This window comes from Actinoalloteichus caeruleus DSM 43889, from assembly GCF_000429185.2.
GTDB classification, from domain to species: domain Bacteria; phylum Actinomycetota; class Actinomycetes; order Mycobacteriales; family Pseudonocardiaceae; genus Actinoalloteichus_B; species Actinoalloteichus_B caeruleus.
Genome location: NZ_AUBJ02000001.1, coordinates 417,042 through 442,432 on the forward strand (window position 1 = coordinate 417,042; position 25,391 = coordinate 442,432).

At 71.4% G+C, this 25,391-nt stretch carries 11 protein-coding genes and 1 pseudogene; 8 read left to right on the forward strand and 4 right to left on the reverse strand.

Going from position 1 to position 25,391, the window contains the following annotated elements:
* The first annotated feature begins 87 nt into the window (after positions 1-87).
* Complete coding sequence (locus tag G443_RS01785; protein WP_026419771.1) at positions 88-1,740, forward strand: NAD-dependent malic enzyme; 1,653 nt, start codon at positions 88-90, stop codon at positions 1,738-1,740.
* A 45-nt stretch (positions 1,741-1,785) separates the two neighbouring features.
* Here G443_RS01785 and G443_RS01790 read toward each other — a convergent pair whose 3' ends face one another.
* The 3 genes and pseudogenes from G443_RS01790 to G443_RS01800 all read right to left on the reverse strand — a co-directional run.
* Entirely contained in the window at positions 1,786-2,421 is a 636-nt protein-coding gene (locus G443_RS01790; protein ID WP_026419770.1) for a DNA-3-methyladenine glycosylase I, read from the reverse strand.
* Between the two features lie 1,047 nt (positions 2,422-3,468).
* Positions 3,469-4,935, reverse strand: coding sequence for a glycosyltransferase family protein (locus G443_RS01795; protein WP_051314191.1), 1,467 nt, complete (start codon positions 4,933-4,935; stop codon positions 3,469-3,471).
* Between the two features lie 521 nt (positions 4,936-5,456).
* Positions 5,457-5,813 (reverse strand): annotated as a pseudogene (locus G443_RS01800) (transposase); the annotation flags it as partial.
* Positions 5,814-6,814: 1,001 nt separating this feature from the next.
* On the opposite strand from G443_RS01800, the gene G443_RS01805 reads away from it, so the two are divergent.
* The 5 genes from G443_RS01805 to G443_RS01825 all read left to right on the forward strand — a co-directional run bounded on the left by G443_RS01805 (position 6,815) and on the right by G443_RS01825 (position 22,061).
* The gene (locus tag G443_RS01805) at positions 6,815-16,189 is read left to right on the forward strand and encodes a non-ribosomal peptide synthetase/type I polyketide synthase (RefSeq protein WP_026419767.1); all 9,375 of its coding nucleotides are present in this window, start codon (positions 6,815-6,817) and stop codon (positions 16,187-16,189) included.
* Positions 16,179-17,846, forward strand: a complete 1,668-nt coding sequence (locus tag G443_RS01810) for a phytoene desaturase family protein (protein WP_026419766.1) — start codon at positions 16,179-16,181, stop codon at positions 17,844-17,846. Before G443_RS01805 ends, G443_RS01810 begins: the two co-directional genes overlap by 11 nt.
* A gap of 32 nt (positions 17,847-17,878) precedes the next feature.
* Entirely contained in the window at positions 17,879-19,603 is a 1,725-nt protein-coding gene (locus G443_RS01815; protein ID WP_026419765.1) for a phytoene desaturase family protein, read from the forward strand.
* Entirely contained in the window at positions 19,600-20,655 is a 1,056-nt protein-coding gene (locus G443_RS01820) for an MDR family NADP-dependent oxidoreductase (RefSeq protein ID WP_026419764.1), read from the forward strand. Before G443_RS01815 ends, G443_RS01820 begins: the two co-directional genes overlap by 4 nt.
* 611 nt (positions 20,656-21,266) lie before the next feature.
* Positions 21,267-22,061, forward strand: coding sequence for an SDR family NAD(P)-dependent oxidoreductase (locus G443_RS01825; RefSeq protein ID WP_026419763.1), 795 nt, complete (start codon positions 21,267-21,269; stop codon positions 22,059-22,061).
* A gap of 84 nt (positions 22,062-22,145) precedes the next feature.
* Here the strand turns inward: G443_RS01825 and G443_RS01830 are convergent, their stop codons facing one another.
* Entirely contained in the window at positions 22,146-23,045 is a 900-nt protein-coding gene (locus G443_RS01830; RefSeq protein WP_026419762.1) for a LysR family transcriptional regulator, read from the reverse strand.
* 89 nt (positions 23,046-23,134) lie between these two features.
* Between G443_RS01830 and G443_RS01835 the strand changes: the two genes are divergently transcribed.
* Both G443_RS01835 and G443_RS01840 read left to right on the forward strand, forming a co-directional pair.
* Entirely contained in the window at positions 23,135-24,130 is a 996-nt protein-coding gene (locus G443_RS01835) for a YeiH family protein (protein ID WP_372493003.1), read from the forward strand.
* 558 nt (positions 24,131-24,688) lie between these two features.
* Positions 24,689-25,390: a phosphoadenylyl-sulfate reductase gene (locus tag G443_RS01840; protein WP_035292695.1), complete on the forward strand. Its 702-nt coding sequence runs from the start codon at positions 24,689-24,691 to the stop codon at positions 25,388-25,390.
* Position 25,391 lies beyond the last annotated feature (1 nt).

The following is a 25,391-nucleotide window of genomic DNA, read 5'->3' on the forward strand; positions in this document are numbered from 1 at the left end:
CCGGGGGAGCGAGCGCCGCCCGCCGCGCATGCGCCACGGCCCCGGGAAGGCGATGATGCGGACACGGCCGGCCGGGAGGGGAAGCGGATGACCGAGGTACCGGAGGTCCTGCGGGATGCCCTCACCAACCAGGGCACGGCGTTCTCCCGGGCGGACCGGGAACGGCTCGGTCTCGTCGGCTGGCTGCCCGACGCGGTGCTCACCCTCGACCAGCAGGCGCGACGCGCCTACGAGCAGTGCCGAGCCCAGCCGGACGACCTCGCGGCGAACCTGTACCTCGAACAGCTGCGCGACCGGAACGAGGTGCTCTACCACCGGCTGCTCACCGAGCACCTCACCGAGCTGCTGCCCATCGTCTACGACCCCACCGTCGGCCAGGCGGTCCGCCACTACAGCCACGAGTACCGGTCCCCCCGTGGCGTCTACCTGTCGATCGACCACCCCGAGGACATCGGTCCAGCCCTCGACACGCGGGGGTTGGGACCCGAGGACGTCGACCTGCTGGTGGTCACCGACTCGGAGGAGATCCTGGGCATCGGCGACTGGGGCGTGCACGGCGTGCGGCTGGCCGTCGGGAAGCTCTCGGTGTACACGGCGGCGGCCGGCGTGCACCCCGCGCGGTGCCTGCCGGTGGTGCTGGACGTCGGCACCAACAACCAGGCCCTCCTCAACGACCCCCTCTACTTGGGGGCCAGGCACAGCAGGGTGACCGGCGAACGTTACGACGACTTCGTGGCTGCCTTCCTCGACGCGGTCGCCGACAGGTACCCGCACGCGTTGGTGCACCTGGAGGACTTCGGACCGGGCAACGCCCGGCGGCTGTTGGAGGCGTACGGGGACACCCGCCGCGTGTTCAACGACGACCTCCAGGGCACGGGGGCGATCACCCTGGCGGCGGTGATGAGCGCGCTCCGCGTCACCGGCACCCCCTTCCGCGACCAGCGGGTGGTGGTGTTCGGCGCCGGGACCGCCGGGGTCGGCATCGCCGACCAGCTGCGCGACGCCATGATCCGGGACGGGCTGAGCCGGGAGCAGGCGACCTGCCGGGTGTGGCTGGTGGACCGCCAGGGGCTGCTCGTGTCCGACATGCGGGAGCTGCGCGACTACCAACGGGACTACGCCCGGCCGCCCGATGAGGTGGCCGGCTGGGGCAACGGCGCGATCGACCTGTTCTCCACCGTGCGGCACGTGCACCCCACGATCCTCGTGGGCACGTCCACGGCGGCGGGGGCCTTCGACGAACGGGTCGTCGCCGCGATGGCCCAGCACACCGAGCGCCCCGTCATCCTCCCGCTGTCCAACCCGACCGAGCGCGCGGAGGCGAAGCCCTCGGACCTGCTGTCCTGGACCGGTGGACGAGCCCTGACCGCGACGGGCGTTCCCGTCGACCCGGTCGACCTCCGGGGCACCCGGTACGTGATAGCCCAGGCCAACAACGCCCTGCTCTACCCGGGCCTCGGGCTCGGCGTCATCGTCGCCCGCGCCGAACGCGTGACCTCGGGCATGCTGCTCGCGGCGGCGGAGGCGGTGGCGGGGCAGGTCGAGGAGGTGGGACCAGGAACGCCACTGCTGCCCCCGGTCCGCGACCTCCGCGCGTCCTCGGCCACCGTCGCCGCGGCCGTCGTCCGCCAGGCCGCGCGGGACGGCGTCGCCGGGCGGGAACCGGACGACGTCGTCCAGGCCGTCCAGGACGCGATGTGGTGGCCGGAGTACCCCGGGCCGGACGCCGGCCGGGCGTGAGCTCGGGCCGGACGCCGGCGCCACTCGCGCCTTCCGCGAGCCCGGTCAGCCCGAGGGCCACACCCCGGAGGTCCCCCGCCGGTGACAGCCCACGAGGTGGGTGTCGATCATGCCGACCGCCTCCATCAGCGCGTGCGTCGTGGTGGGCCCGACGAAGGCGAAACCGAGCCGTCGCAGCGCCGTCGACAGGGCGGTGGACTCCGGGCTGGTGGTCGGCACCTCCGCCGTGGAACGCGGTTCCGGTGTCCGCTCCGGCTGGAACGACCAGAGGAACGAGTCCAGTCCGCCCTCCGCCCGCAGATTGAGGACGGCGACGGCGTTCGTCCGAGCCGCCTCGATCTTCCGGCGGTTGCGGACGATCGCCGCGTTGGTCATCAGGCGTTCCACGTCCTCGTCGGTGAAGGCGGCGACCTTCTCCGGGACGAAGTCGCAGAACGCCTGCCGGAAGGCGGCGCGCTTGTTCAGGATCGTCAACCAGGACAGCCCGGCCTGGAATCCCTCGAGGGTGATCCGTTCGTACAGCTCCTGCTCCCCGCGTACCGGCAACCCCCACTCGGTGTCGTGGTAGTGCCTGTTCACCGGGTGTGAGGCCGCCCAGACGCAGCGCCGCAGCCCGTCCTCACCGAGTGCGGCCTCCTGCCCGGCCCTGGTGGGGTCCGGTGGGGTGGGTGTGTCCGGCATCGGTGTCGTGCTCCCTCTCGTCTCGTGGGTTCTGGTCGTGCGCCCGCTGCCAGGGCAGCCCCGTCACGCGGGGCGTTGTCGAGGCGCCCACCTCGCGGGCCGCTGTCGGGGTCGGCGGCGCCGGGGAGGGTTCGCGGCACCGCGGGGTGGGGGAGGCGGACGGCCCACCCAGGACCAGGAGGCCACCGGACCCACACGGTGTCGACGTGCGGTCCGCTCCGCCGGGAGACGACCGGGTCGAGGACGCGCTCGTCCCCCCGGTGCGTGCCCATCCGCGCGGCGGCGTCGCGGTGGTCCACCACCACCGCGTCCGGTCGGTAGCGGTCGACGACGGCTGGCGCCGCGGTGGCGGTGAGCGCCTCGCGACCCGGGCCGGCGCGAGCCAGCCGGGAGGCGCGGGCACGGGTCCGCCTCCAGCGTCCTCGGCGGCGCGCGTGTCGCGGTGGGGCCGCCAGTGCCGGCCGAGGCGCACCGACGTCCGACCACCACCGGGGAGCGTCGCCGCGTGGAGCGGCCCCGGGCCCCGGGCCGACTCCCGGCAGGCGGCGACCAGGCGTTGCCGCCTGTGCGGGTCGAGCCAAGCCGGCACCGGCACCGCGCCCGAGGCGAGTTCGCGTCGGGCGGCGGGAAACAGGGCGCGCACCGAACTCCTCCACCAGGTCGTCCCCCGGCCCTGGGGCGGGCCGACGTCGACCGCACAGTAGCCGCGCCGCCCGACAACCCGTCGGGCAGCACCGGCACGGACCGTGATCGCGACGGTGCGGGCGGCGGCCCCAGCGGCGGGGTCCGGGTGCCGCCAGCGGGCGCCACCGGTGCGCCGTCCGTGTCCGTGCCCGTCCCACCAGGGGCGGGGTTCGCGGGTGTACCGGGCGGGGCGTGCTCGGCGACGCGGGCGTTCCGCCGCCGCGGGGCGGCCGCTCCGGTCCGTTCGAGGCGGGACGGTGCCGGCACGCGGTGGTCGGGACGCGGCGTGGCCGGTCCTGCCTCAGACGGCCGTAGCGAGCGCTCGCGAACGACCCGGTGGTCCGCCCCCGGGTGACCAGCCGCTCACCGGTGACTGCCGGGGCCGGACCGGTGAGCACCCGCTCCGACGGGAGAGGGCCGGAGGGAGTCCGCCATCTCCCGCACCAGCTCGCGCCAGGGAGCCGACGGGAACAACGCCCGCACGGCCTCGTGGTTCCTCCGCAGTGCCTCCACCGCGTCCCGGTCACCGGCCCGCGCCCCGGCCATCCACCGGGACAGCGCCGCCGCCGCGCCACGCGGTTCCGCCGGGTCGGCCACGACGCAGGTGACCCGCCCCTGGTAGACGGACTCGAAGGCGTCGTAGTCGGTGACGGCGCAGGGCACGTCGGCGAGCGCGGCCAGCGCCGGCCCCAGCCCCACCGTCTCGACGTCGGGCAGGTTGGGGGTGAACAGCACGGCGCCGCCGGTGGCCCGGCAGATCCTCAGCAGGTCGATCTCGTCCAGCCGCCAACGGTCGTCCTCCCGGTGACTGGTGAGCGGCACGCCGTCGAGGAAGCGAACGGAACCGGTGACGTCGAGGGCGCGGACGTGGTCGAGGACCTCGGCGGCGTAGGGCGGGTCCTCCTCCACGCTCCCGAAGACCAGCAACGCCGGGTCCGGATCGCCCGCGTCCCTCGCCGTGCGCAGCATCTCGGCGAAGACGGAGACGGCGATCTCCACGCCCTTGACCCGGAACAGGCGGACGGGTACCAGGACGACCGGCTGCCGGTCGGTCAGCCCGTTGTCGACGAGGAACTCCCGGTGGCGCGCGTCCAGCTCCGGGGACTCGGGCAGGACCGGGAGCACGTTGGGGGTGACCCGGGGTCGCGATGCCGTGGGGTAGCCGGCGGCCTCCTCGGCGAGGCCCTCGGTGACCACCGCCCACCGGTCGCTCGGGAGCCCTCCCGGCACCGGCGTCAGGCTGTTCGGCGCGGGTGGGTAGAAGCGCGCATCCCCCTCGGGGATGGCGCAGCTGCCGAAGAGGTCGTGGTCCCAGTAGAGGACACCGCCGGGCCTCCCGTCCCGCCAGTAGCGGGCGGCCGCCCGTCGGAGCGCCAGGTTCACCGGCACCGCGTCCGAGAGCGTCAGGTTGACCGCGATCACCCAGTCGATGTCGTGGTCGGACAACCACCTCGTGAAGTGCTCCTCGTAGGGGCGCGCGAGGCGGTCGATCCGCTCGCGCAGCCGTCGGGTCTCGACTTCGGAGAGGGTGGCGGCCCGTGCGACGGCGAGGCGGATCTCCGTCAGCTCCGCCATCAGGCTGGTGCGTTCCTGGTCCACCGGTACGGCGTCGGTGACCGTGAGCCAGTGGGGGTAGCGGGAACCAGCCATGCCCCTCGGGAAGTAGTCGGCCTTGTCCGCCCGCCACGAATAGCCGAGGTCGGCGGCCACCGGGGTGTGCAGCACGCCGTCGTCGACGGCGTGGTCCACGACGTTCCGGAAGACGGTGAGCAGTCCGCTCACCGGGAGGCCGTCACCCGACACCAGACCCCACCGCATCATCGAGCCCACGCACCGCCGTTCCTCGTCAGGGACTCTCCGGCGGCGGCGGCCCCCGAACGTCCTCCCCTCCCGGACCCCGGTCCTCGGTCCGCGTCGTGTTCTCCGGTCGAGCACGACGGATTCGAGGCTAACGCTGGTAAACGACGATGACAATGGCGCTCAGGTGAGCGCATTTCGAGGAGGTGGCGCAGGGAATGCCGATGTCTCACGTGGTCGGTCCCGTTCCTGGCCGGAGCCGCGAGGATTCTCGAGCGAGTCGTGGAATCCGGTTTAGGAGTCCAGGTAGTGCCAGGGAGTGGAGAGGGGAGGCGTGTCGCCAATCGAGACGAGCCGTGAACGACGAGTGGGTGCGGGGGAGCGCGGGTTCCCGGTCCGCGAGCGTGGCGGAAGGTCACGGTGACGGGGTGTCGGGAGCGGGGCGCTGAGGTGAATTCCGTAATACCGTCGGCGCCTCGGATGGTGCTCGGGTCCCTCCCGGCTGCCTCGGCTCATTTCATGACCAGCAGTTCGTTTTCCGCTCGTGCCGGGAGTCGGGCGGCCGCCGCCGTGAGCACGCTCCGTGCCCAGACGCGCTCCGCCTGGTCCAGTCCTCCTCGTCGTACGGCGCCCTGGAGGCGCTGCCACACCCCGGCGTTCGACCACTCCTGGAAGCGGCGGTGGGCGGTGGGTGCGGACACGGAGAAGGACGCCGGGAGGTCGCGCCAGGCGCAGCCGCTGGTCAGGACGAACACGATCGCCGTGAGGACGGCCCGCTCGTTGACCCGGGCCCGCCCGCCGCCCTGTGGCCGAGGTCTCGGGGTGGGCAGCGTCGGTTCGACCAGCTCCCACAGCCAGTCGGGTACCAGGCGTCGGGCCAGGTCTCCTGGTGCGGCCTTGGTGTCACGCACGTTCACGGGCACTCCTGACGTCAGTGGGTGGGCGCGGTGGTGGGGGAGCGTGGCGGGCGGGGCGATCTCGCCGGGTCCAGGCCGGGCGGGGCTGGGGCACCGGGAGGGAGCCGGTGCCGGACGCCGGCGCACGACGGTGTGCGGGCAGGTCGGACCGGCGCGCCGCCGAGACCCGTCGGAGGGTCGACCGGTGGACGCGCGGTACGGCTGATCATGGCCCCGTTCGGGGTAACCGTACGTGGTCGCTGGTCCTGTGGGACAGCCGCCGCCCGGGTGATGGAACGGCGTCAGCGGATCGTGGCTGCCGACGGGTCGCGGACTGGGGATTTGGAGGGTCAGGATGTGAGGGTGCTTCGTATTCTTTGGGTGTCCGCTCGCCGAATGTGGCGGAGAATTCGGGAATAATGGCAGGTGTGGGATGGTGCCAATTGAGATGTCCCCTGCGGTTGGCTAAACGGTGCCGACGTCCGGGGTCGTGATTGTCGACCGAGCAATAACATACCCCCCTGCTCCCCCTAATGGGTGCATTGTTGAAGATTGCGTATAGCCCAATTGTGCAGCCGGTTGCTCGTGTGGGAGTATGCCTGCGCGGAAATGGTTCACATGGTCCGTAACTCGCAGGGAGTAGTAGCGCGCCGAACCAGTGGCAAACGAGTGTTGGTCAGTTTCCTACCTGATCTCCCATGTGACGCGTCGGAGGCTCACGTCTTCGCGCGGTGCTGTGGGGCACCTGGGAGTGATGGCGCCGCGACCGCTGCGCCTCCGGAGTCCTTGCTTCGGAACGCAAGCTCCTTCGACGTCGAAGGCGGTCACCGGCGTTCCGTGTACCCGTTTCGCGTCCTGCCCACAGCGTGTTCGAGGTCCCGGCGCCACTGACCGTGGTCGGCCGCCGGTGCCGGTGACCTTGTCCGGCCGCCCGGCCAACAGCGCGGGCAGCCCACGCCCACTCTTCCCCGGCGCCGTCACGAGGTAACACGGCGCCACGACCCGAGGACTTCACGGTGACGGATTTAGGTAACGCCCCAACCGGCGACAGGATCGCGATCATCGGTATCGGTTGCCGGCTGCCCGGCGGCGCTTCCGACTACCGGACGTTCTGGCAGAACCTCCTGGCCGGCAAGGACTGCATCACCGACACCCCGGCCGACCGGTACGACGTGCGGACGCTCGGCAGCCGCGACAAGGCCAAGCCCGGACGCCTGGTCGGCGGCCGAGGTGGGTACATCGACGGCTTCGACGAGTTCGACCCCGCCTTCTTCGGGATCAGCCCGCGTGAGGCCGAGCACATGGACCCCCAGCAGCGGAAGCTGCTGGAGGTGTCCTGGGAGGCGCTCGAGGACGGCGGGCAACGCCCCGGTGAACTCGCCGGCCGCGACATCGGTGTCTTCGTCGGTGCCTTCACCCTCGACTACAAGATCCTCCAGTTCGCCGACCTCAGCTTCGAGACCCTCGCGGCCCACACCGCGACCGGCACGATGATGACGATGGTGTCGAACCGGATCTCCTACTGCTTCGACTTCCGGGGACCCAGCGTCTCGATCGACACCGCGTGCAGCTCCTCGCTGGTCGCGGTGCACCTGGCCTGCCAGAGCCTGCGCCGGGGTGAGACCGAGCTCGCGCTGGCCGGCGGCACCCTGCTGCACCTCACCCCGCAGTACACCATCGCGGAGACCAAGGGCGGGTTCCTGTCGCCGGACGGCCGGTCCCGCACCTTCGACGCGTCGGCCAACGGCTACGTCCGTGCCGAGGGAGTCGGAGTGGTCGCGCTCAAGCTCCTCGACGAGGCGATCCGGGACGGCGACCCCATCCACGCCGTCATCACAGCCAGCGGTGTCAACCAGGACGGCCGGACCAACGGCATCACGGTCCCCAACCCGGACGCCCAGGTCAGCCTCATCGAACGGGTCTGCGCGGACGCGGGCATCCAACCGGGCGACCTCCAGTACATGGAGGCCCACGGCACCTCCACCCCCGTGGGTGACCCGATCGAGGCCAACGCGCTCGGCCGCGCCCTCGCCGTCGGGCGGGCACCCGGAACGCGCTGCTACGTCGGCTCGGTCAAGACGAACATCGGGCACACGGAGTCCGCCGCCGGGATCGCCGGCCTCATCAAGACGGTGCTGTGCCTGGAGAACCGGACGATCCCGCCGCACATCAACCTGGACCAGGTCAACCCGGCCATCGACCTCGACTCCCTGCCCTACGAGATCCCCACCTCGGTCACCGACTGGCCCGAGCACGAGGGGCCGGCCCGCGCCGGGGTCAACTCCTTCGGCTTCGGCGGCACCAACGCCCACGTCCTGCTCGAGGAGGCACCGGTCCGCGCGTCCGGTGTGGAGCGTTCCACGCCCGGGGAGTTCGGCATCCTGCCCCTGACCGCCCGTGACCCCGAGGCGCTGCCCGAGCTCGCTGCGAACATCCGGGCCGAACTCGCGCGTGACCACGAACCCGTCAGCCTCGCCGACCTCGGCCACACCCTCGCCCGCCGCCGCCAGCACCTGGAGCACCGCCTGTCGGTCGTCTACTCGTCCCGGGAGTCCCTCCAGGACCGCCTCGCCGAGTTCGCCAGGGGCGAGGCGCACCCACACCTGCTCGTCGACCAGTGCCGGGACGCGGGGGACCGCCGGTTGGCCTGGGTGTTCACCGGCATGGGACCGCAGTGGTGGGCGATGGGCCGCCAGCTCTTCGAGTCGGAGCCGGTGTACCGCGAGGCCGTGGAACGGTGTGACGCCGCGCTCCGGCTGTTCGCCGACTGGTCGTTGATCGAGGAGATGAACGCCAGCGAGTCCGACTCCCAGATGGCCGAGACCTGGCTGGCGCAGCCGGCGAACTTCGCGGTCCAGGTCGGGTTGGCGGCCCTCTGGAGATCCCGGGGAGTCCACCCCGACGCGATCGTCGGCCACAGCACCGGGGAGATCGCCGCCTTCCACGAGGCCGGCGTCTACACCCTGGAGGACGCGGCGCGGGTCGCCGTGCACCGGTCCCGGCTCCAGCAGAAGCTGGTCGGGACCGGCACGATGCTCGCCGTCAGCCTGGCCGAGGAGGAGGCCGCCCGCCGGGTCGCCCCCTACGGCGACCGGGTCTCGATCGCCGCCGTCAACAGCCCGACCGGGATGACCCTGGCCGGCGACCAGGACGCGCTGGCCGAACTGGCCGGCGCGCTGCGGGACGAGCAGATCTTCGCGAAGTTCCTCACCGTCCGGGTGCCCTACCACAGCGCTCGCATGGACCCGATCAAGGAGGACCTCCTCTCCTCCCTCTCCGAGCTCGACCCGCGCCCTGCCCAGCTCCCGCTCTACCTGACCGGCGAGGAGGGACGGGCTCACGGCACGGAACTCGACGGCGGCTACTGGTGGAAGAACGTCCGCGACAGCGTCCGGTTCCGGGCCGCCGTCGACCGGATGGCCGCCGACGGGTACAGCGTGTTCCTGGAGGTCGGGCCGCACCCGGTCCTCGCCCACTCCATCAGGGAATGCCTCGGCGAGCACGGGGTGGACGGCCGCACGATCCCCTCGATCCGACGGCAGGAGGGCGAGGTCGAGCGGTTCACCCAGTCACTCGCCGCGCTGCACAACCTGGGCGTGGCCATCGACTGGGCGACGATCCACCCCACCGGGTCCACCGTGGCCCTGCCCCGCTACCCCTGGCGGCGCGACCGCTACTGGGTGGAACCGGAACCGGTCCGCCAGATCCGGCTCGGCGAGGTCGACCACCCGCTGCTCGGCCGCCGCACCGGCAACGCCGAGCCGACCTGGGAGGCGCGGCTCGACGTCGAGACCATGCCCTATCTGGACGACCACCGCATCCAGGGCAACGCGTTGTTCCCCGCCGCCGGCTACGTCGAGATGGCGCACCAGGCGGTCCGCGCGCTGACGGGAGGGGCGCGGGCCACCGTCGCGGACGTCGAGCTCCGCAAGGCCCTCTTCCTGCCCGACTCCGAGGTGCGCACCGTCCAGTTCTCCCTCTCCTCCTCCGGCGCCGAGTTCCGGATCGCGACGGTCGCCGACGCCGGAGCGGAACCCACCGTGCACGCCACCGGGGTGGTCCGGGCCGGCCAGCGTCGACGCCTCAGCTCCACCCTGGACGTCGACCTCGTCCGCGACCGGGCGAGCCGGCACCTGGACGCCACGGCGTGCTACACGGGACTGGCCGAGGCCGGCTACCACTACGGCCCTGCCTTCCAGGGCATCGAGGAGGTGTGGATCGGGTCCGGGGAGGCCCTCGCCCGGATCCGGCCGACCCGGGACCTGGGCGCGGACGCCGAGGACCACCATCTGCACCCGGTCCTGCTCGACTCCTGCTTCCAGACGCTGCTCACCCCCTTCGTGCTGGGCGCGGAGGCCGAACGGCTCGACACCGGGATCAGACTGCCCCTCTCCATCGGCGAGGTCCGCGTCGACCCGGTGGGTGACCGTGCGCTGTGGGCGCACGCGCGGCTGGGCGTCGGTGACGGTGACGAGCTCATCGGCGACATCGACCTCTACACCGAGGACGGCACCCCGCTCGGCCGCGTCAGCGACTTCCGGGCCGCCGACGTCGAGAAGGCCTCCACCGCCGTCAGCGTCTCCACGATCGACGGGTGGCTGGCCACCCCCACCTGGGTCGAGGCCCCGTGGGAGCACGACCGGACCGCCGACACCCCAGCGGCGCCGGGGAACTGGCTGATCCTCGCGGACCGGGGTGGGCTGGGCGAGGCCCTGGCCGCCCTGGTCACCGGGCGGGGCGGGCGAGCGCACCTGGTGCGACCCGGGCCGGGTTACACGCTGGGCGCCGAGCGACCGGAGTCGACCGTCGCCCCCGGATCCCGGACCGACCTGCGCGCGTTGCTGGCCGACACCGCCGCCGACGGCGGCTTCGACACCGTCGTCCACCTGTGGAACCTCGACCTGCCCCACCTCGCCGACACCGGCCGGGAGGACCTCGCCGAGCACACCAGCCTCGGTGCCTACACCCTCCTCGCTCTCGCCCAGGCCCTGACGGACGAGGGGGCCTCCGCCCGCCTCCACGTGGTCACCCGGGGCACTCAGGCCGTACGCGCCGACGAGGCCGTCGAGCCGCTGGGCGCGCCCTCCTGGGGCGTGGCACGGGTCCTCTGGTACCAGGAGCTCGTCGACAACCGGGGCAAGCTGGTCGATCTCGACCCGGGCGCCCAGCACACCGGGCCGGACCTCCACGCCGAGGCCGAGGCCCTGCTGCGGGAACTCGCGGTCGACGACGAGCACGAGGTCGCGTTGCGCGGCGACCAGCGGCACACCAACCGGCTCCGCCCGCCCGAGAACCTGACCCGGCCGCTGCCGCCCCGGCTCCGCGCCGACGGCAGCTACCTGGTCACCGGCGCGTTCGGCGCGCTCGGGCGCCTGCTGTGCCGGACCCTGGTCCACCGGGGGGCGCGCCGGCTCGTCCTCGTGGCCAGGAGGACGCTGCCCGACCGGTCCCGCTGGAGCGAACTGGACCCGTCCACCCGCGAGGCCGAGACCGTCCGGTTCGTGCGCGAGCTGGAGGCGCTGGGCGCCCAGCCGGTCATCGCCCCCGTCGACGTGACGGACGAGGACGCGCTGTCGTCCTGGCTGGTCGAGCACCGCCGGAGCGGCGCCCCGCCCATCCGCGGTGTCTTCCACCTCGCCGGTCACGTCCGGGACACCCTCCTGCCCGAGATGGACCGGGACACCTTCGACGCGGTGCACGACCCCAAGGTCGTGGGCGGCTACCTGCTGCACAAGCACCTGCTCGACGACCCCGTCGAACACTTCGTCCTGTTCGCCTCGATCGCCTCGCTGCTCACCACGGCCGGGCAGAGCAACTACGCGGCCGGCAACGCCTTCCTCGACGCGCTCGCGCACCACCGGCGCGCCCAGGGGCTCCCCGCGCTCAGCGTCGACTGGGGGCCGTGGGCCACGGGCATGATCGAGGAACTCGGCCTGATCGAGCACTACCGGGTCAGCCGGGGGATGAGTTCCCTCGCCCCCGAGGCCGGGATGGCCGTCCTGGAGAGGGTCCTCGGTCTGGACCAGGCCCAGCTGCTGGTCGCCACGGTGGTGGACTGGCCGGTGTTCCTCGCCTGGTACACGACGCCACCGCCCCTGGTCGCCGACCTGGCCGCGTCCGGAGGCGCCGGAGCCACCGCCGGGACCAGCAGCTTCCTCGACGAGTTCCGCGCGGCGGACGAGGAGCTGCGGCGTGATCTGCTCGGTGCCCGCTTCACCGAGATCACCTCCTCGGTGCTGCGGGTGCGCTCCGACCAGGTGGAACCCGACTCGAGCCTGAACACGTTGGGGCTGGACTCGCTGCTGGCGATGGAGTTGCGCACCCGACTGCACACGGAGCTCGGTGTCGCGTTGCCGGTGGTGGCCCTGCTCAGCAGCTCACCGATCGAGGAACTGCTCGACGGCCTGCACACGCAGGTCCGCGACCTCGTCGCCGAGGACGGCGACCAGGGCCCGGATGCCACCGTCATCGAGGTGTACCAGGACGAGGGCGAGTACCCCCTCACGCAGAACCAGAAGGCGCTGTGGTTCCTCAAGCAGCTGCACCCCGACGGTTTCGCCTACAACATCGGCGGTGCCGTGGAGGTCCGCACCGAGCTCGAACCGGAACTCATGTTCGAGGCGGTCCGGGCGCTGATCGACCGGCATCCCAGCCTGCGCACGAACTTCCTGCTGCGGGACGGGCAGGCCGTCCAGCGGGTCTGCCCGCGCGCGGAGGCCGACGTCGCCCTGTTCGACGTGGCCGACACGGCGTGGCCCGAGATCTACCAGATGATCATCGACGAGTACCGCAGGCCCTACGACCTGGAGCGGGATCCGCTGGTCCGGTTCCGCCTGTTCCGCCGAGGGCCGGACCGCTGGCTGATCATGAAGGCCGTCCACCACATCATCTCGGACGCGATCTCCACCTTCACCTTCATCGAGGAGCTCCTCGCCACCTACGAGACGATGCGGGCCACCGGGCGGAGCACGGCCGACGCCGAGCTGCTCGCGGCGGCCGGGTTGGCCCCGGTCGGCGCCCGGTACCTCGACTTCCTGAACTGGCAGAACCGGTTCCTGGCGAGCGCGGACGCGCGCCGGATGCGCGAGTACTGGCTCAACCACCTGCCGGCCGAGGTACCGATCCTGAACCTGCCCACCGACAAGCCCCGGCCACCGGTGCAGACCCACAACGGCGCCTCGGAGTTCTTCACGCTCGACGAGGACCTCACCGCCCGGGTGCACGCACTGGCCCGGGAGCACAACGTCACGGTCTTCGTGGTGCTCATCGCCGCCTACTACCTGCTGCTCCAGCGCCACTCCGGGCAGGACGAGGTGATCGTCGGCAGCCCGGTCACCGGGCGGACCGAGCAGCAGTTCTCCTCCGTCTACGGGTACTTCGTCAACCCGCTGCCGCTGCACGTCGACCTCGGGGGCGCGCCCTCCGTCACCGAACTCCTGGACCGGGTCCGCGGCACGGTCCTCAACGGACTCGACAACCAGGAGTACCCCTTCGTGCTGCTGGTGGACGAGCTCGGTCTCCAGCACGACCCCAGCCGCTCCGCCGTGTTCCAAGCGATGTTCATCCTCCTCGTCCACCGGGTGGCCACCGAGAAGTACGGCTACCGACTCGACTACATCGACCTCCCCGAGGAGGAGGGACAGTTCGACCTCACCCTCTCCGCCTACGAGGACGAGGCCGAGCACCGCTTCCACTGCGTCTTCAAGTACAACACCGACCTCTTCCTCCCCAGGACCATGCGGCGACTGGCGGAGCACTACGTCAACCTGCTGACCGGGCTGACCTCGGCGGCGCCCGCCGAGCCGGTCGACCGGCTGCCGCTGTTGGGTACCGAGGAACGAGCGGAGATCCTCGACGGCTGGAGCGGGGCGAACCGGATCGAGGCGGCCGCCCGCCGCCCGGTCCACGACCTCATCGCCGAGGCGGCGGCCAGGACGCCCGACGCCGTCGCGGTCTCCCTGCCCGTCGAGGACGGCCCCAGCCAGCAGCTGCGGTACGGGGAACTGATGCGGAGGGCCGACGAGATCGCCGGCCACCTGCGGGCCAGGGGAGCGCGCCCCGGAGCGGTGGTCGCGCTCTGCCAGGAGAAGTCACCCGAGCTGATCTGCACCGTCCTGGCCGTGCTCCGCACCGGCGCCGCCTACCTGCCCCTCGACCCCGGGTACCCGGCCGAGCGCCTCGACTACATGGTCAGCACGGCCTCCGCCGCGCTGGTCGTCGCCGACCCGCCGGTCCGCGACCGGCTCACCGCGCTGCCCTGCGCGGTGGTCACCCTCGACGAGCTCGCCGCCGACCCCGACCCCGGGTTCGTGCCGGCACCGGTCGACCTCGACTCGCCGGCCTACGTCATCTACACCTCCGGATCCACCGGCAGGCCCAAGGCGGTGCGGGTCAGCCACCGCAACCTCGCCTCGGTCCAGGAGGCCTGGCGCACCGAGTACCGGCTCGACGACGAGGTGCGGGTGCACCTCCAGATGGCCAGCTTCTCCTTCGACGTCTTCACCGGTGACCTCGTCCGCGCCCTCTGCTCCGGCGGAACCCTGGTGCTGGTGGACCGCGACCTGCTGTTCGACACGGCACGTCTGCACCGGACGATCCTCGCCGAGCGGGTGGACTGCGGCGAGTTCGTCCCCGCGGTCGTGCGGACCCTGGCGACCTACTGCGAGAACGAGGGGGAGCGGCTCGACTCCCTCCGCCTGCTGATCGTCGGTTCCGACGCCTGGAAGGTCGAGGAGTACCAGCGGCTGCGGAACCTGTGCGGGCCCAGCACCCGCCTGGTGAACTCCTACGGGCTGAGCGAGACCACCATCGACAGCGCCTACTTCGAGGGTTCGGTGGACCACCTCGAACCCGGGCAGATGGTCCCGATCGGACGGCCGTTGCCCGGCAGTGAGCTGTACATCCTGGACGAGCGCGGCGAACCGACCCCCGCGGGGGTGCCGGGCGAGCTGTGGATCGGCGGCGAGGGCGTGTCCGACGGCTACGTCGGTGACCCGGAGCAGACCGACGCGCGCTTCGTCACCCGGGTGCTCGGCACGGCACCGGACGCCCCGGCGCTGCGGCTGTACCGCACCGGCGACCTCGCCCGCTGGGACACGGCTGGGGGGGTGGAACTGCTCGGCAGGGTCGACAACCAGGTCAAGGTGCACGGTCACCGCATCGAGACCGGCGAGATCGAGTCCCGGCTCACCTCGTGGGACGGGCTGTCCGAGGCCGTGGTCACCGTGCGCGCGGACGGCCGGGGGGAGAACGTCCTCTGCGCCTACTGCGTCGCCGTGCCCGACGTCGGGTTCGACCGGCGCGAGCTGCGCAGGCACCTCGCCGAGTACCTGCCCACCTTCATGATCCCCACCCACCTCGTCGAGCTGGACGCGCTGCCCCTCACCCCCAACGGGAAGGTCGACATCGCCGCCCTCCCGGCCCCGGACGGCGCCGACGACGAACAGCCCTACGAGCCCCCCACCACCCTGTACGAGGTCAGGATGGCCGCGCACTGGGAAGCACTGCTCGGCGTGGAGCGGGTCGGCCTCCACCACGACTTCTTCGAACTGGGCGGCGGGTCGATCAAGCTGATCGAACTGATCTACCACCTCCAGAACGAGTTCGCGGTCAGCATCCCCGTGAGCCAGCTCTTCCGGGTCACGACCCTGCACGGCATGGCCAGCGCGGTGCAGGACATCGTGACGGGTCGGACCGAGGGAGCGCTGCCCTACCTGCGGTTCAACCCCGACCGGGACGACACCGTCTTCTGCTTCCCACCGGCCGGCGGGCACGGTCTGGTCTACCGGCAGTTCGCGGCCCAGCTCGACGAGTACCGGCTCGTGGCCTTCAACTACCTCACCGGGGACGACAAGGTGGGTCGCTACGCCGACCTGGTCGAGTCCCTGCGGGAGGAGGGCCAGCTGCTCCTCCTGGGGTACTCCCTCGGCGGGAACCTCGCCTACGAGGTGGCCAGGGAACTGGAGGCCCGGGGCCGCGTGGTGCGGGAGGTGGTGATCCTCGACTCGCACCGGCTGACCGAGACCTTCGAACTGGCCGAGGAACACCTGGCGGTCTTCCAGGAGGAGCTCAGCGACCACCTGAGGCGGCACACCGGTTCCGACATCGTGAGCAAGGAGACGATGAGCCAGGCCAGGGACTACCTGGAGTTCTCCAGCCGCACCCCCAACACCGGCACGATCGTCGCCCCGATCACCCTCGTCTCGGACCAGGACCGCGTGGACTCCTACGCGGCCACCGCCCCGGGCAGCTGGTACGGCGGCTCCAGGACCCGCACCACCGTGCTGCGCGGATCGGGCACGCACGCGGAGATGCTCGACCAGGAGCACGCCGAGGCCAACGCCGACCTGCTGCGCGTCCTGCTGGCCGGGGGTGTCGTCGATGCCGCGTGAGAGGCGACCGGTGTGGGAACGCCGCGATCCCGTGCCAGGCGAACCGCCCCGGGTGATCATCATCGGCGCGGGTGTCAGCGGGATGGCGACCGGCTGCTACGGCCAGATGAGTGGCCTGGAGACCCGGATCTTCGAGAAGCACGTCCTGCCGGGCGGTTGTTGCACCGCCTGGGCCCGCGAGGGCTACGTCTTCGACTACTGCATCGAGTGGTTGATCGGAACGGCGCCGGGCAACGACGCCAACCAGGTGTGGCGGGAACTCGGGGCGCTGGACGGCAAGACCATCACCAACTTCGAGATGTTCAACCGGGTCGTCGACGAGGACGGGCGGGAGGTCATCTTCTACAACGACCCGGACCGCCTCGAACGGCACCTCACCGAGCTGTCCCCGGTGGACGCGCCGCTGATCCGGTCCTTCTGCCGGGACCTGCGGCGGTTCACCGAGTTCGAGCTGTACCCCTTCCTCACGCCGCCGCCCCTCCGGACCCTGCGGGAGCGGCTCCGGACCCTGCGCACCGTGCTTCCCCGCTTCCGGCTGTTCTGGCGGACCGCGGCGACGCAGATGCACACCTTCGCCGACCGGTTCCAGGACCCGTTGTTGCGCCGTGCGTTCCGCAACATCTTCTTCCAGGACCCCGAGACGTTCCCGGTGCTGCCGTTCCTGTTCAACATGGCCAGCGCCTACCACCAGAACGCGGGGTTCCCCCAGGGCGGCTCGCTGGGCCTGGCGCGTTCCATCGAGGACCGCTACACCGGTCTGGGCGGGCGGATCGACTACCGGAGCCGGGTGGAGCGCGTCCTGGTCGAGGACGGCCGGGCGGTCGGAGTGGAGCTGAAGGGAGGTGAGCGGCACTACGCCGACCACGTCGTCTCGGCCTGCGACGGGCAGACGACGATCTACCAGCTGCTCGGCGGCGAGTACACCAGCCCCCGGGTCGAGCGCCTCTACGACGAACTGATCGACCGGCCGGGGATCCTGTTCCCCGCGGTGGTGTCGGCCTTCGTCGGGGTGGACGGCGAGTTCGACGCGGCCGACCCGCACAGCTCCACCTATCTGCTCAGCGACCAGGAGGCGGAGCGGCTGCCCGGGGCCCTCCAACCCAGCCTGGTCGTGCAGCTGCGCTCGCACTACTCGGAGGGATTCGCGCCACCGGGCAAGTCGGTCATCCACTGCACCTACTTCAGCGACTTCCACTACTGGGCCGAGCTGCGGAGCACCGACCGGAAGGCCTACTGGGCCAGGAAGCGCGAACTCGCCGACTTCGTGCGCACGGTGCTCGTGGACCGCCTGCCGCACCTGCGGGACCGGATCGAACTCGTGGACATCGCCTCGCCCGCGACGACGCTGCGCTACACCGGGAACCACGTCGGCAGCATCCTCGCGTGGAAGGCGTTCTCCGACGCGGAGGACGTCGCCAACGAGCTGATCGCGAAGGACCGGATGCGACTGCCCGGTCTGGCGAACTTCTGGATGACCGGGCAGTGGGTGGGAATGGGGGGGCTGATCCGGGCCGCCTCCACGGGCCGGTTCGTCACCCAGTACCTCTGCGCCGAGCTGGGGCTGGGGTTCCGGGCCGAGGAGAGCGCCAACGTCGAGCCGTGGCATCCCGACCGCCTCGGTTCCCTGCCCCAACTCGACCAACGGCCCGTGCGGTAGCCAGGCGCCGGTGAACCAAGGAGCCACCACGCATGCCCAGCCCAGAGCACACACGAAAGACGATGATCATCATCGGCGCGGGCCTCGGCGGTCTGTCCACGGGGTGCTACGCGCAGATGAACGGCTACGAGTCCCGGATGTTCGAGATGCACGAGATCCCCGGTGGGTGCTGCACCGCCTGGGACCGAGGGAACTACACCCTCGACTGCTGCATCAGCTGGTTGCTCGGCAACGGCCCCGGCAACGAGATGCACCAGATCTGGTTGGAGCTCGGCGCCCTCCAGGGCAAGGAGATGCGCCACTTCGACGTCTTCAACATCGTCCGGGGCCGGGACGGCCGAGCGGTCTACTTCTACTCCGACCCCGACCGGTTGGAGGCCCACCTGCTGGAGCTCTCCCCTGGGGACGCCCGGCTGATCCGGGACTTCTGCCACGGACTGCGCAGGTTCCGCAAGGCCATCAACGTGTACCCGTTCCTGAAACCGGTCGGGTTGATGACGACCTGGCAGAAGTTGCGCATGTTCGCCTCCTTCGCCCCCTACTTCAACACGGTCCGCAAGTCCATCTCCGTGCTGATGTCGGACTACTCGTCGAAGTTCAGGGACCCCCTGCTGCGCGAGGCCTTCAACTTCATCCTCTACGAGCGGCACCCCGCCTTCCCGGTGTTGCCGTTCTACTTCCAGCTCGCCTCCCACGCCAACCAGTCCGCCGGGGTGCCCGAGGGCGGGTCCCTCGGGTTGGCGACCTCCATCGAACAGCGCTACCGCCGGCTGGGTGGCACGGTCACCTACAACGCGAAGGTCGAGGAGATCCTCGTCGAGAACGACACCGCGGTGGGCGTCCGACTCAGCGACGGGCGGGAGGAACGGGCCGACATCGTGGTCTCCGCCGCCGACGGCCACACCACGATGACCAAGTTCCTCAAGGGGCGCTACCTGAACGAGGAGTACCGGCAGCTCTACACCGACACGATCACCAAACCCGGCATGGTCTTCCCCGGGTACTTCACCCTGTTCCTCGGTCTCCGGCGGCCCTTCCCTGAGGGCGACCCGTGCACGACGTACCTGTTGGAGGACGAGGAGGCGAAGGACCTCCTCGGCATCCGCCACGCCAGCATCAACGTGCAGTTCCGGAGCCGGCACTACCCGGAGTTGTCCCCGGAGGAGACCAGCGTCGTCTACGCCACGTACTTCTGCGACATCGAGCCGTGGCGGGAGATCGCGGAGGGGCCGGCGCAGCAGGTGCGCGTCCGCCGAGGGGAGGAGCTGCACACCCTCCCGGTCCGACGGGGGCGCGAGTACCACCAGGCCAAACGCCGGGTTCGGGACGCCATCACCCGCTTCCTGGAGGAGCGGTACCCGGGTCTCACCGAGGCGGTGGCCGTCCGCGACATGTCCACCCCGCTCACCCAGGTCCGGTACACGGGCAACTACGACGGCACGGTCCTCGGGTGGCAGCCGTTCGTGGACAGCGGCGAGACGCTGGAGGAACTGGTGAAGAAGTACGGGCCCGGGCTCCCCGGGCTGCGCAACTTCTACCAGTCCGGGGTGTGGGCGACCACGGGCGGCCTGATCCGCGCTGGAGCGGCGGGACGGCACGTCATGCAGTTCGTGTGCCGGGACGACGGCCGGGAGTTCACCGCGAGCGTCGACGAGTCGGCGCCCCCACCGACCCATGTGGTCATTCCCGTTGGACCGGCGGCCGCGCCCGCCGCGGCGCCGAATACCGAGATCACCGTGACAGGGAGTGTGCGTTGAAGGTCGAGAAGTGGGTGGTTCGCGAGCACGTCGAGGGTGTCCCCGACGTCGGACGGGTCTACGAGAAGGTCGTCGAGGAGGTGGACGTCCGCCTCCGGGACCACGAGATGCTGCTGCGGACCCTGTACGTCTCGGTGGACCCCTACCTGCAAGGGATCGCGCTGGACACCCCGGTGGGCAACCACATGGGCGCCGACTCCGTGATGGAGGTCGTGGAGGCCGGGCCCCGCGCACCGCACCGGGTGGGGGACCTGGTGCAGGGGTTCGGGGGCTGGCGCAGCCACCTCGTCAGTGACGGTGCGGCCGAGCTGTGGCAGACCGGGACGTTCCCGATGGTGTTCCCCGACTACCGGCGGCTGGACCCAGCCTGGTATGACGAGACCCTTCCGCTGTCCACCGCCCTGGGCGTGCTCGGCGGGCCGGGCATGACGGCCTGGGGGATCATGAACAGGTTCATGACCGTCTCACCGGGCCAGACCATGGTCGTCAGCGGTGCCTCGGGGTCCGTCGGATCGCTGGTGGGGCAGCTCGCGAAGCGGGCCGGAGCCCGGGTGGTGGGCACGACGAGTTCGCCCGAGAAGACCGACTACCTGCGGGAGCTCGGGTTCGACGAGGTGGTCCACTACAGCCAGGGCGATGACGCCGAGTCGGTGCGCGCCGCCCTGGCGGCGGCGGCGCCCGACGGGGTCGACCGGTACGTGGACTGCCTCGGCGGCAACGTCACCGACGCGGTCTTCGACCAGCTGAACGTCTACAGCCAGGTCGCGGTGTGCTGGCAGTGGGCGGCGCAGATCGCCAACGAGCACGTGGGACCCCGTCTTCTGCCGTACATCATGTTCCCCCGCACCACCATCCGAGGGATCTTCTCGTTGGAATGGTTCACCGACGAGAACTGGGCCGCGCTGCACGAGGAACTGGGCGGGCTGGTGCGCCGGGGCGAGATCACCTACCACCAGACCGTCCGGCACGGTTTCGACGAGATCCCCGCCGCCTACCGGAGCCTCTACGTCGACCGGGACGTGAACCGGGGCAAGGTCCTCGTCGAGCTCTGAACCGGCGCCGGGGTCCGGCTCGCCTGGTCCGGGCGCCGGCCGGTCGTGCCCGTTCGGGCGGGCCTCGGCCGTCGCGGGGTGACCAGGATCTCGGGGCGGCTGGTCCTGGACTCGTCCCGGGGGCGCGACCGGCCTGAGCCTGGCGGGCCGTGCGTCCCGCCCCCACTCGGCGGGAGCCGCCGAGTGGGGGATCGTCCTCGGTCGAGATCCCGACCGGCGGTGTGGGCGCGGCGGGACCCGGCGGATCCTCGTGGCGTCGTGCGGCAGGGCGTCCGGTTCCGCGTCGTTCGGGACCGCGCGTTGGCCGGGCGGCCCGGCCAACGCGGCCGCCCTTCCGGCATCCGCGAGTCGGCGACGCCGGAGGCCCGGAGCTTCCTTCTTCCTTGTGCTCGCCGTCGCTTCAGTGTCAACCAAATTCAAGCTTCGAGCGCTCCCGCGAAGCCGATGCCACCACCCCACGCGCTCAGCCACCCTCCGGCGCCCTCCCGCAGCGGTTCCCCGTCCCGGCACCAGCTCCCACCCACCCCTCGTCGAGCGCTGCGGAGAGGAGGAGGAACCGGCAGGATGAACGCCGAACCCTGGACCCCGGGATGCCGGAACGAGGTGCGGTGATGAGGCTTGACCTGACCGGCCGGACCGCGCTGGTCACGGGCTCCACGCAGGGCATCGGGGCCGCGATCGCCGTGGGCCTGGCGCAGGCCGGGGCGCGGGTCGCGGTCAACGGGCGGCGACCCGGGACGGTGGCCGAGGCGGCGGACCGGGTCCGAACCGAGGTACCCGGTGCCGACGTGGTGCCCGCTCCCGCTGACGTGACCACCCCCGAGGGAGCGGCCGCGCTCACCGAACTGCTGCCCGAGGTGGACATCCTCGTCAACAACCTCGGCGTCTTCGGAGCCCAGCCGGCTCTGGAGATCAGTGACGCCGAGTGGCGCGGGTACTTCGACACCAACGTGCTGAGCGGCGTGAGGCTCACCCGGTCCTGTCTGCCGGGGATGATGCGGCGGGGGTGGGGGCGGGTGCTCCACGTCGCCAGTGATTCGGCCATCGTGATCCCCGAGGAGATGATCCACTACGGCGTGTCCAAGACCGCCCTGCTCGGGGTGGCGCGGGGTTTCGCCAAGGCGGCCGCCGGCAGCGGAGTCACGGTGAACTCGGTGATCGCCGGTCCCACGCGCACTCGGGGCGTCGAGGAACTCGTGCGGCAACGGGTGGGCCCGGACGTCCCCTGGGAGCAGGCCCAGCGCGCCTTCATGCGGGACCACCGGCCCCAGTCCCTGTTGCGCAGGCTCATCGAACCGGCGGAGATCGCGAACCTGGTCGTCTACCTGAGTTCGCCGCTGGCGAGCGCGACGACGGGAGCCGCGGTGCGGGTGGACGGCGGCTACGTGGACTCGATCGTCCCCTGAACGGCGGTCGACCGGGGGCGGGGCGGCTCATCGGGACACCGGTTCCACAGGGGTGGCCCGAACCGGCCGCTCCCGAGGACGCCGTCACCGCGCCGAGCGGGTCGCGGCGAGGAGATCCGCCGCCGGCCCGAACAGGCGACGCCCCCGGGGCCACACGGCGCGCAGCGCGCGCCGGAGGTCGAGATCGGCCACGGCCACCTGGACGAGGCGCCCGTCCGCCAGATCGGCCCGGACCGCCAGCTCGCTGATCACGGCGGGGCCGGCTCCCGCCACCACCGCCCCACGTACCGCCGTCGCGGAACCGAGTTCCACCAGCGCGGTCGCGGCCGGAACACCCGCCCGGCGCAGCTCGTGGTCGAGGGTCTCCCGCGTGCCGGACCCGTGCTCCCGCAGCACCAGAGGGGTGGCGGACAGTTCGGCCACGGCGAGCGGTTCGGGCCGATCCGCCCAGTCGTGCCCAGGGGTGACGACGACGACCAGTCGGTCCTGCGCGACGACGCGGGTGGCGAGACCAGGCGGGGTTCTCGGCGTCTCGACGAAGCCCAGGTCGACCTCGCCGGCATGGACCGTCTCGATGACCTGCTCACTGTTGATGACCTGCAGACCGACGTAGAGCTGAGGGCGGTGTCGGCGGAGTTCACCGATCCACGCGGGGACCAGGTGCTCGGCCAGGGTCATGCTCGCCGCGACCCGTAACTCCGCGTCCCGTTTGGCGCGCAGGGCGTCGGCGCCGGTGGCCAGCGCCGCCATCTCGTCGAGCACCCGTCGTGACCACCCCGCCACCAGCACGCCGTCCGGTGTCAGGGTGGAGCCCCGCCGCGTCCGGTCGACCAGGACCAGACCGAGGAGCCGTTCCAGCGCGGAGAGCCGCTTGCTCGCCGAGGGCTGTGCGACGCCGAGTTCGGTCGCGGCGCGTCCGAGGCTGCCCAGTTCCGCGATGAGCACCAGCAGGCGGAGGGAGTCGGGGTCGGGCAGGCGGGTCATGCCCACAGGGTATGAGTAGGCAGCCAGCTGATCACTACCGCGCCGTGCCGGTGGCGCTGAGGATCGGAGGTGTGAGTTCCGACCAGCGGTTGTCCCGTGAGTCCGGTCGAGGTGGCCGCCAGCTCGTGCCTGGTCTGCTGCTGGCGGTGGTTGGGGTCCTGGTGGCCTTCGGCTTCCACCTGGTGCTGCCGGCGGTGGGTGTGCTCACGGCCGCGGTCGTCCTGGGCGTGTTGGTGCGCAACGCCGGGTTGGTGCCGGTTTCCGCCGGACCAGGCCTCACGGTGGCCGCCAAGCGGGTGCTGCGGGTGGGTGTGGTGCTGTTGGGGCTCCAGCTCGCGCTGCCCGAGGTCCTGCGGCTGGGCGCCGGGACCCTACTGGCCGTCGTGGTCACCGTCACCGTCGGGTTCCTCGGTACCGTCGCGCTCGCGCGGCTGCTCGGGGTGGGGCGAGGTCTGGGGCTGCTGGTGGCCACCGGCTTCTCCATCTGCGGAGCGTCGGCGATCGCGGCGGTGGAGGGGGTGGTGCGGCGGGAGGACGAGGAGGTCGCCACGGCGGTGGCCCTGGTGACCCTGTACGGGAGTCTGGCGATCCTGGCCGTGCCGTTGCTGGGGCCGCCCCTGGGGCTGTCGGGTGTGGAACTGGGCGCCTGGGCAGGTCTGGGGGTGCACGAGGTGGCGCAGGTGGTGGCGGCGGCGTCCCCCGCTGGAGCGGCCGCCGTCACGACCGCGACACTGGTCAAGCTGAGTCGCGTGGTCCTGTTGGCTCCGGTGGTCGCCGCCGTCGGACTCGTCGAGCGCCGGCGGGAACCGGCTGGGTCGAGCGGGCGCGCTCCGTTGGTGCCGCCCTTCGTGCTGGCCTTCCTGGTCATGGTGGGGTTGCGGGCGGCCGGGGTGGTCCCGGACGCCCTGCTGGAGCTGGCCGAGGGGCTGACGACGTTGCTCCTGGCCGCCGCCCTGTTCGCCCTGGGCACCGGGGTGCGTGTCCGGGCGCTCGTGCGGGCGGGCGGCCGCGCGGTGGTTCTCGGATTCCTGTCGACCCTGCTCATCGCCGGCACCGCCTACCTGATGGTCAGGTTCGTCGTCTGATTCCCGATGGCACGAAACCCGGCCGGTGAATGGCGGCCCCGATGGCTCCTGGTGGTCGGCAGCGGAGATAAGACGGCGCCTCCGCCCGCGTTCCGAATCCTTGTTCATATACTCCGAACGGAGCATTGGGACAAGTTTCCCTCCTGGGATAACACGGAGGAAACACTGTTAATTCTTACGCGTTGGGTTCGGTTGTGTTCAGCGGTGGTGAACGAAGGGGTTAGTACTGGTGTATGTCCTGGTTGGAGGGGTGCTCGACATTTCGGTTAGGAAGTTGTCCAGGGCCGTTCCCGCTGCGTTGTCCGGACCAGGGGGAAGTGCGCCATCGGGTGGACAGCAAACGTTCGGTAGCGGATTGTCGTGAATGAATCACTGGGTTGGACTAGTGTCAGGATGTTGAATGGGGCGCTACTGTCTCCCTGTTCGCGGATGTGGTTGGAGTGAAATTCTCCCCGCCTGCTCCTCGGGATTGTTCGAGTCGGTGACGACGTCGTTCCCGGTGGTGTGCCCACATTCCCCGTGAATCACGAAAACGTTCATCCTCGGCAGTGAGGGACCATGCCAGTGAGAACGAAGGACGAACTGCGCGCACGTGTGGAGGCCGACGCGGCCTCGCTCGCCGACGCGTCGGCCGACGAAGTGCTCGAGTGGACCGCGAACACGTTCGGCGAACGGTGGATCGTCGCGTCGAACATGCAGGACGCCGTCCTGGTCGACCTGGCCGTCCGGCACCGCCCCACCGTCGATGTCCTGTTCCTCGACACCGGTTACCACTTCCCGGAGACGATCGGGACGCGCGACGCCGTCGCCGCCGTCTACCCCGGCATCCGCCTCGTGAACGCGGTGCCGGCCCGGACCGTGGCCGAACAGGACGCCGAGCTCGGCCCCGCCCTGCACGACCGCGACCCGGACCGCTGTTGCGCGCTGCGCAAGGTCGCGCCGCTACGCGCGGTCCTGTCGGGCTACGAGGCCTGGGTGACCGGAATGCGTCGGGTGGACGCGACCACGCGGTCCGCCATCCCCGTCGTCTCCTGGGACCAGGGCAACGGCCTGGTCAAGGTCAACCCCATCGCGGCGTGGTCGGACGACCAGTTCGAGGACTACGTCGACCGGTACGGCGTGCTGAGGAATCCACTGGTGGGGGAGGGCTACCCCTCCATCGGGTGCGCGCCGTGCACGGCCCGCCCGGCGCCGGGGGCGGACCCGCGCAGTGGCCGTTGGTCCGGCAGAGGAAAGACCGAGTGCGGTCTCCACACGTGAG

Bases quoted from the DNA above. Each gene is read 5' to 3' on its own strand.
- G443_RS01785 (WP_026419771.1), top strand. From the start codon at position 88: ATGACCGAGGTACCGGAGGTCCTGCGGGATGCCCTCACCAACCAGGGC.
- G443_RS01790 (WP_026419770.1), bottom strand. From the start codon at position 2,421: ATGCCGGACACACCCACCCCACCGGACCCCACCAGGGCCGGGCAGGAG.
- G443_RS01810 (WP_026419766.1), top strand. From the start codon at position 16,179: ATGCCGCGTGAGAGGCGACCGGTGTGGGAACGCCGCGATCCCGTGCCA.
- G443_RS01815 (WP_026419765.1), top strand. From the start codon at position 17,879: ATGCCCAGCCCAGAGCACACACGAAAGACGATGATCATCATCGGCGCG.
- G443_RS01825 (WP_026419763.1), top strand. From the start codon at position 21,267: ATGAGGCTTGACCTGACCGGCCGGACCGCGCTGGTCACGGGCTCCACG.
- G443_RS01830 (WP_026419762.1), bottom strand. From the start codon at position 23,045: ATGACCCGCCTGCCCGACCCCGACTCCCTCCGCCTGCTGGTGCTCATC.
- G443_RS01840 (WP_035292695.1), top strand. From the start codon at position 24,689: ATGCCAGTGAGAACGAAGGACGAACTGCGCGCACGTGTGGAGGCCGAC.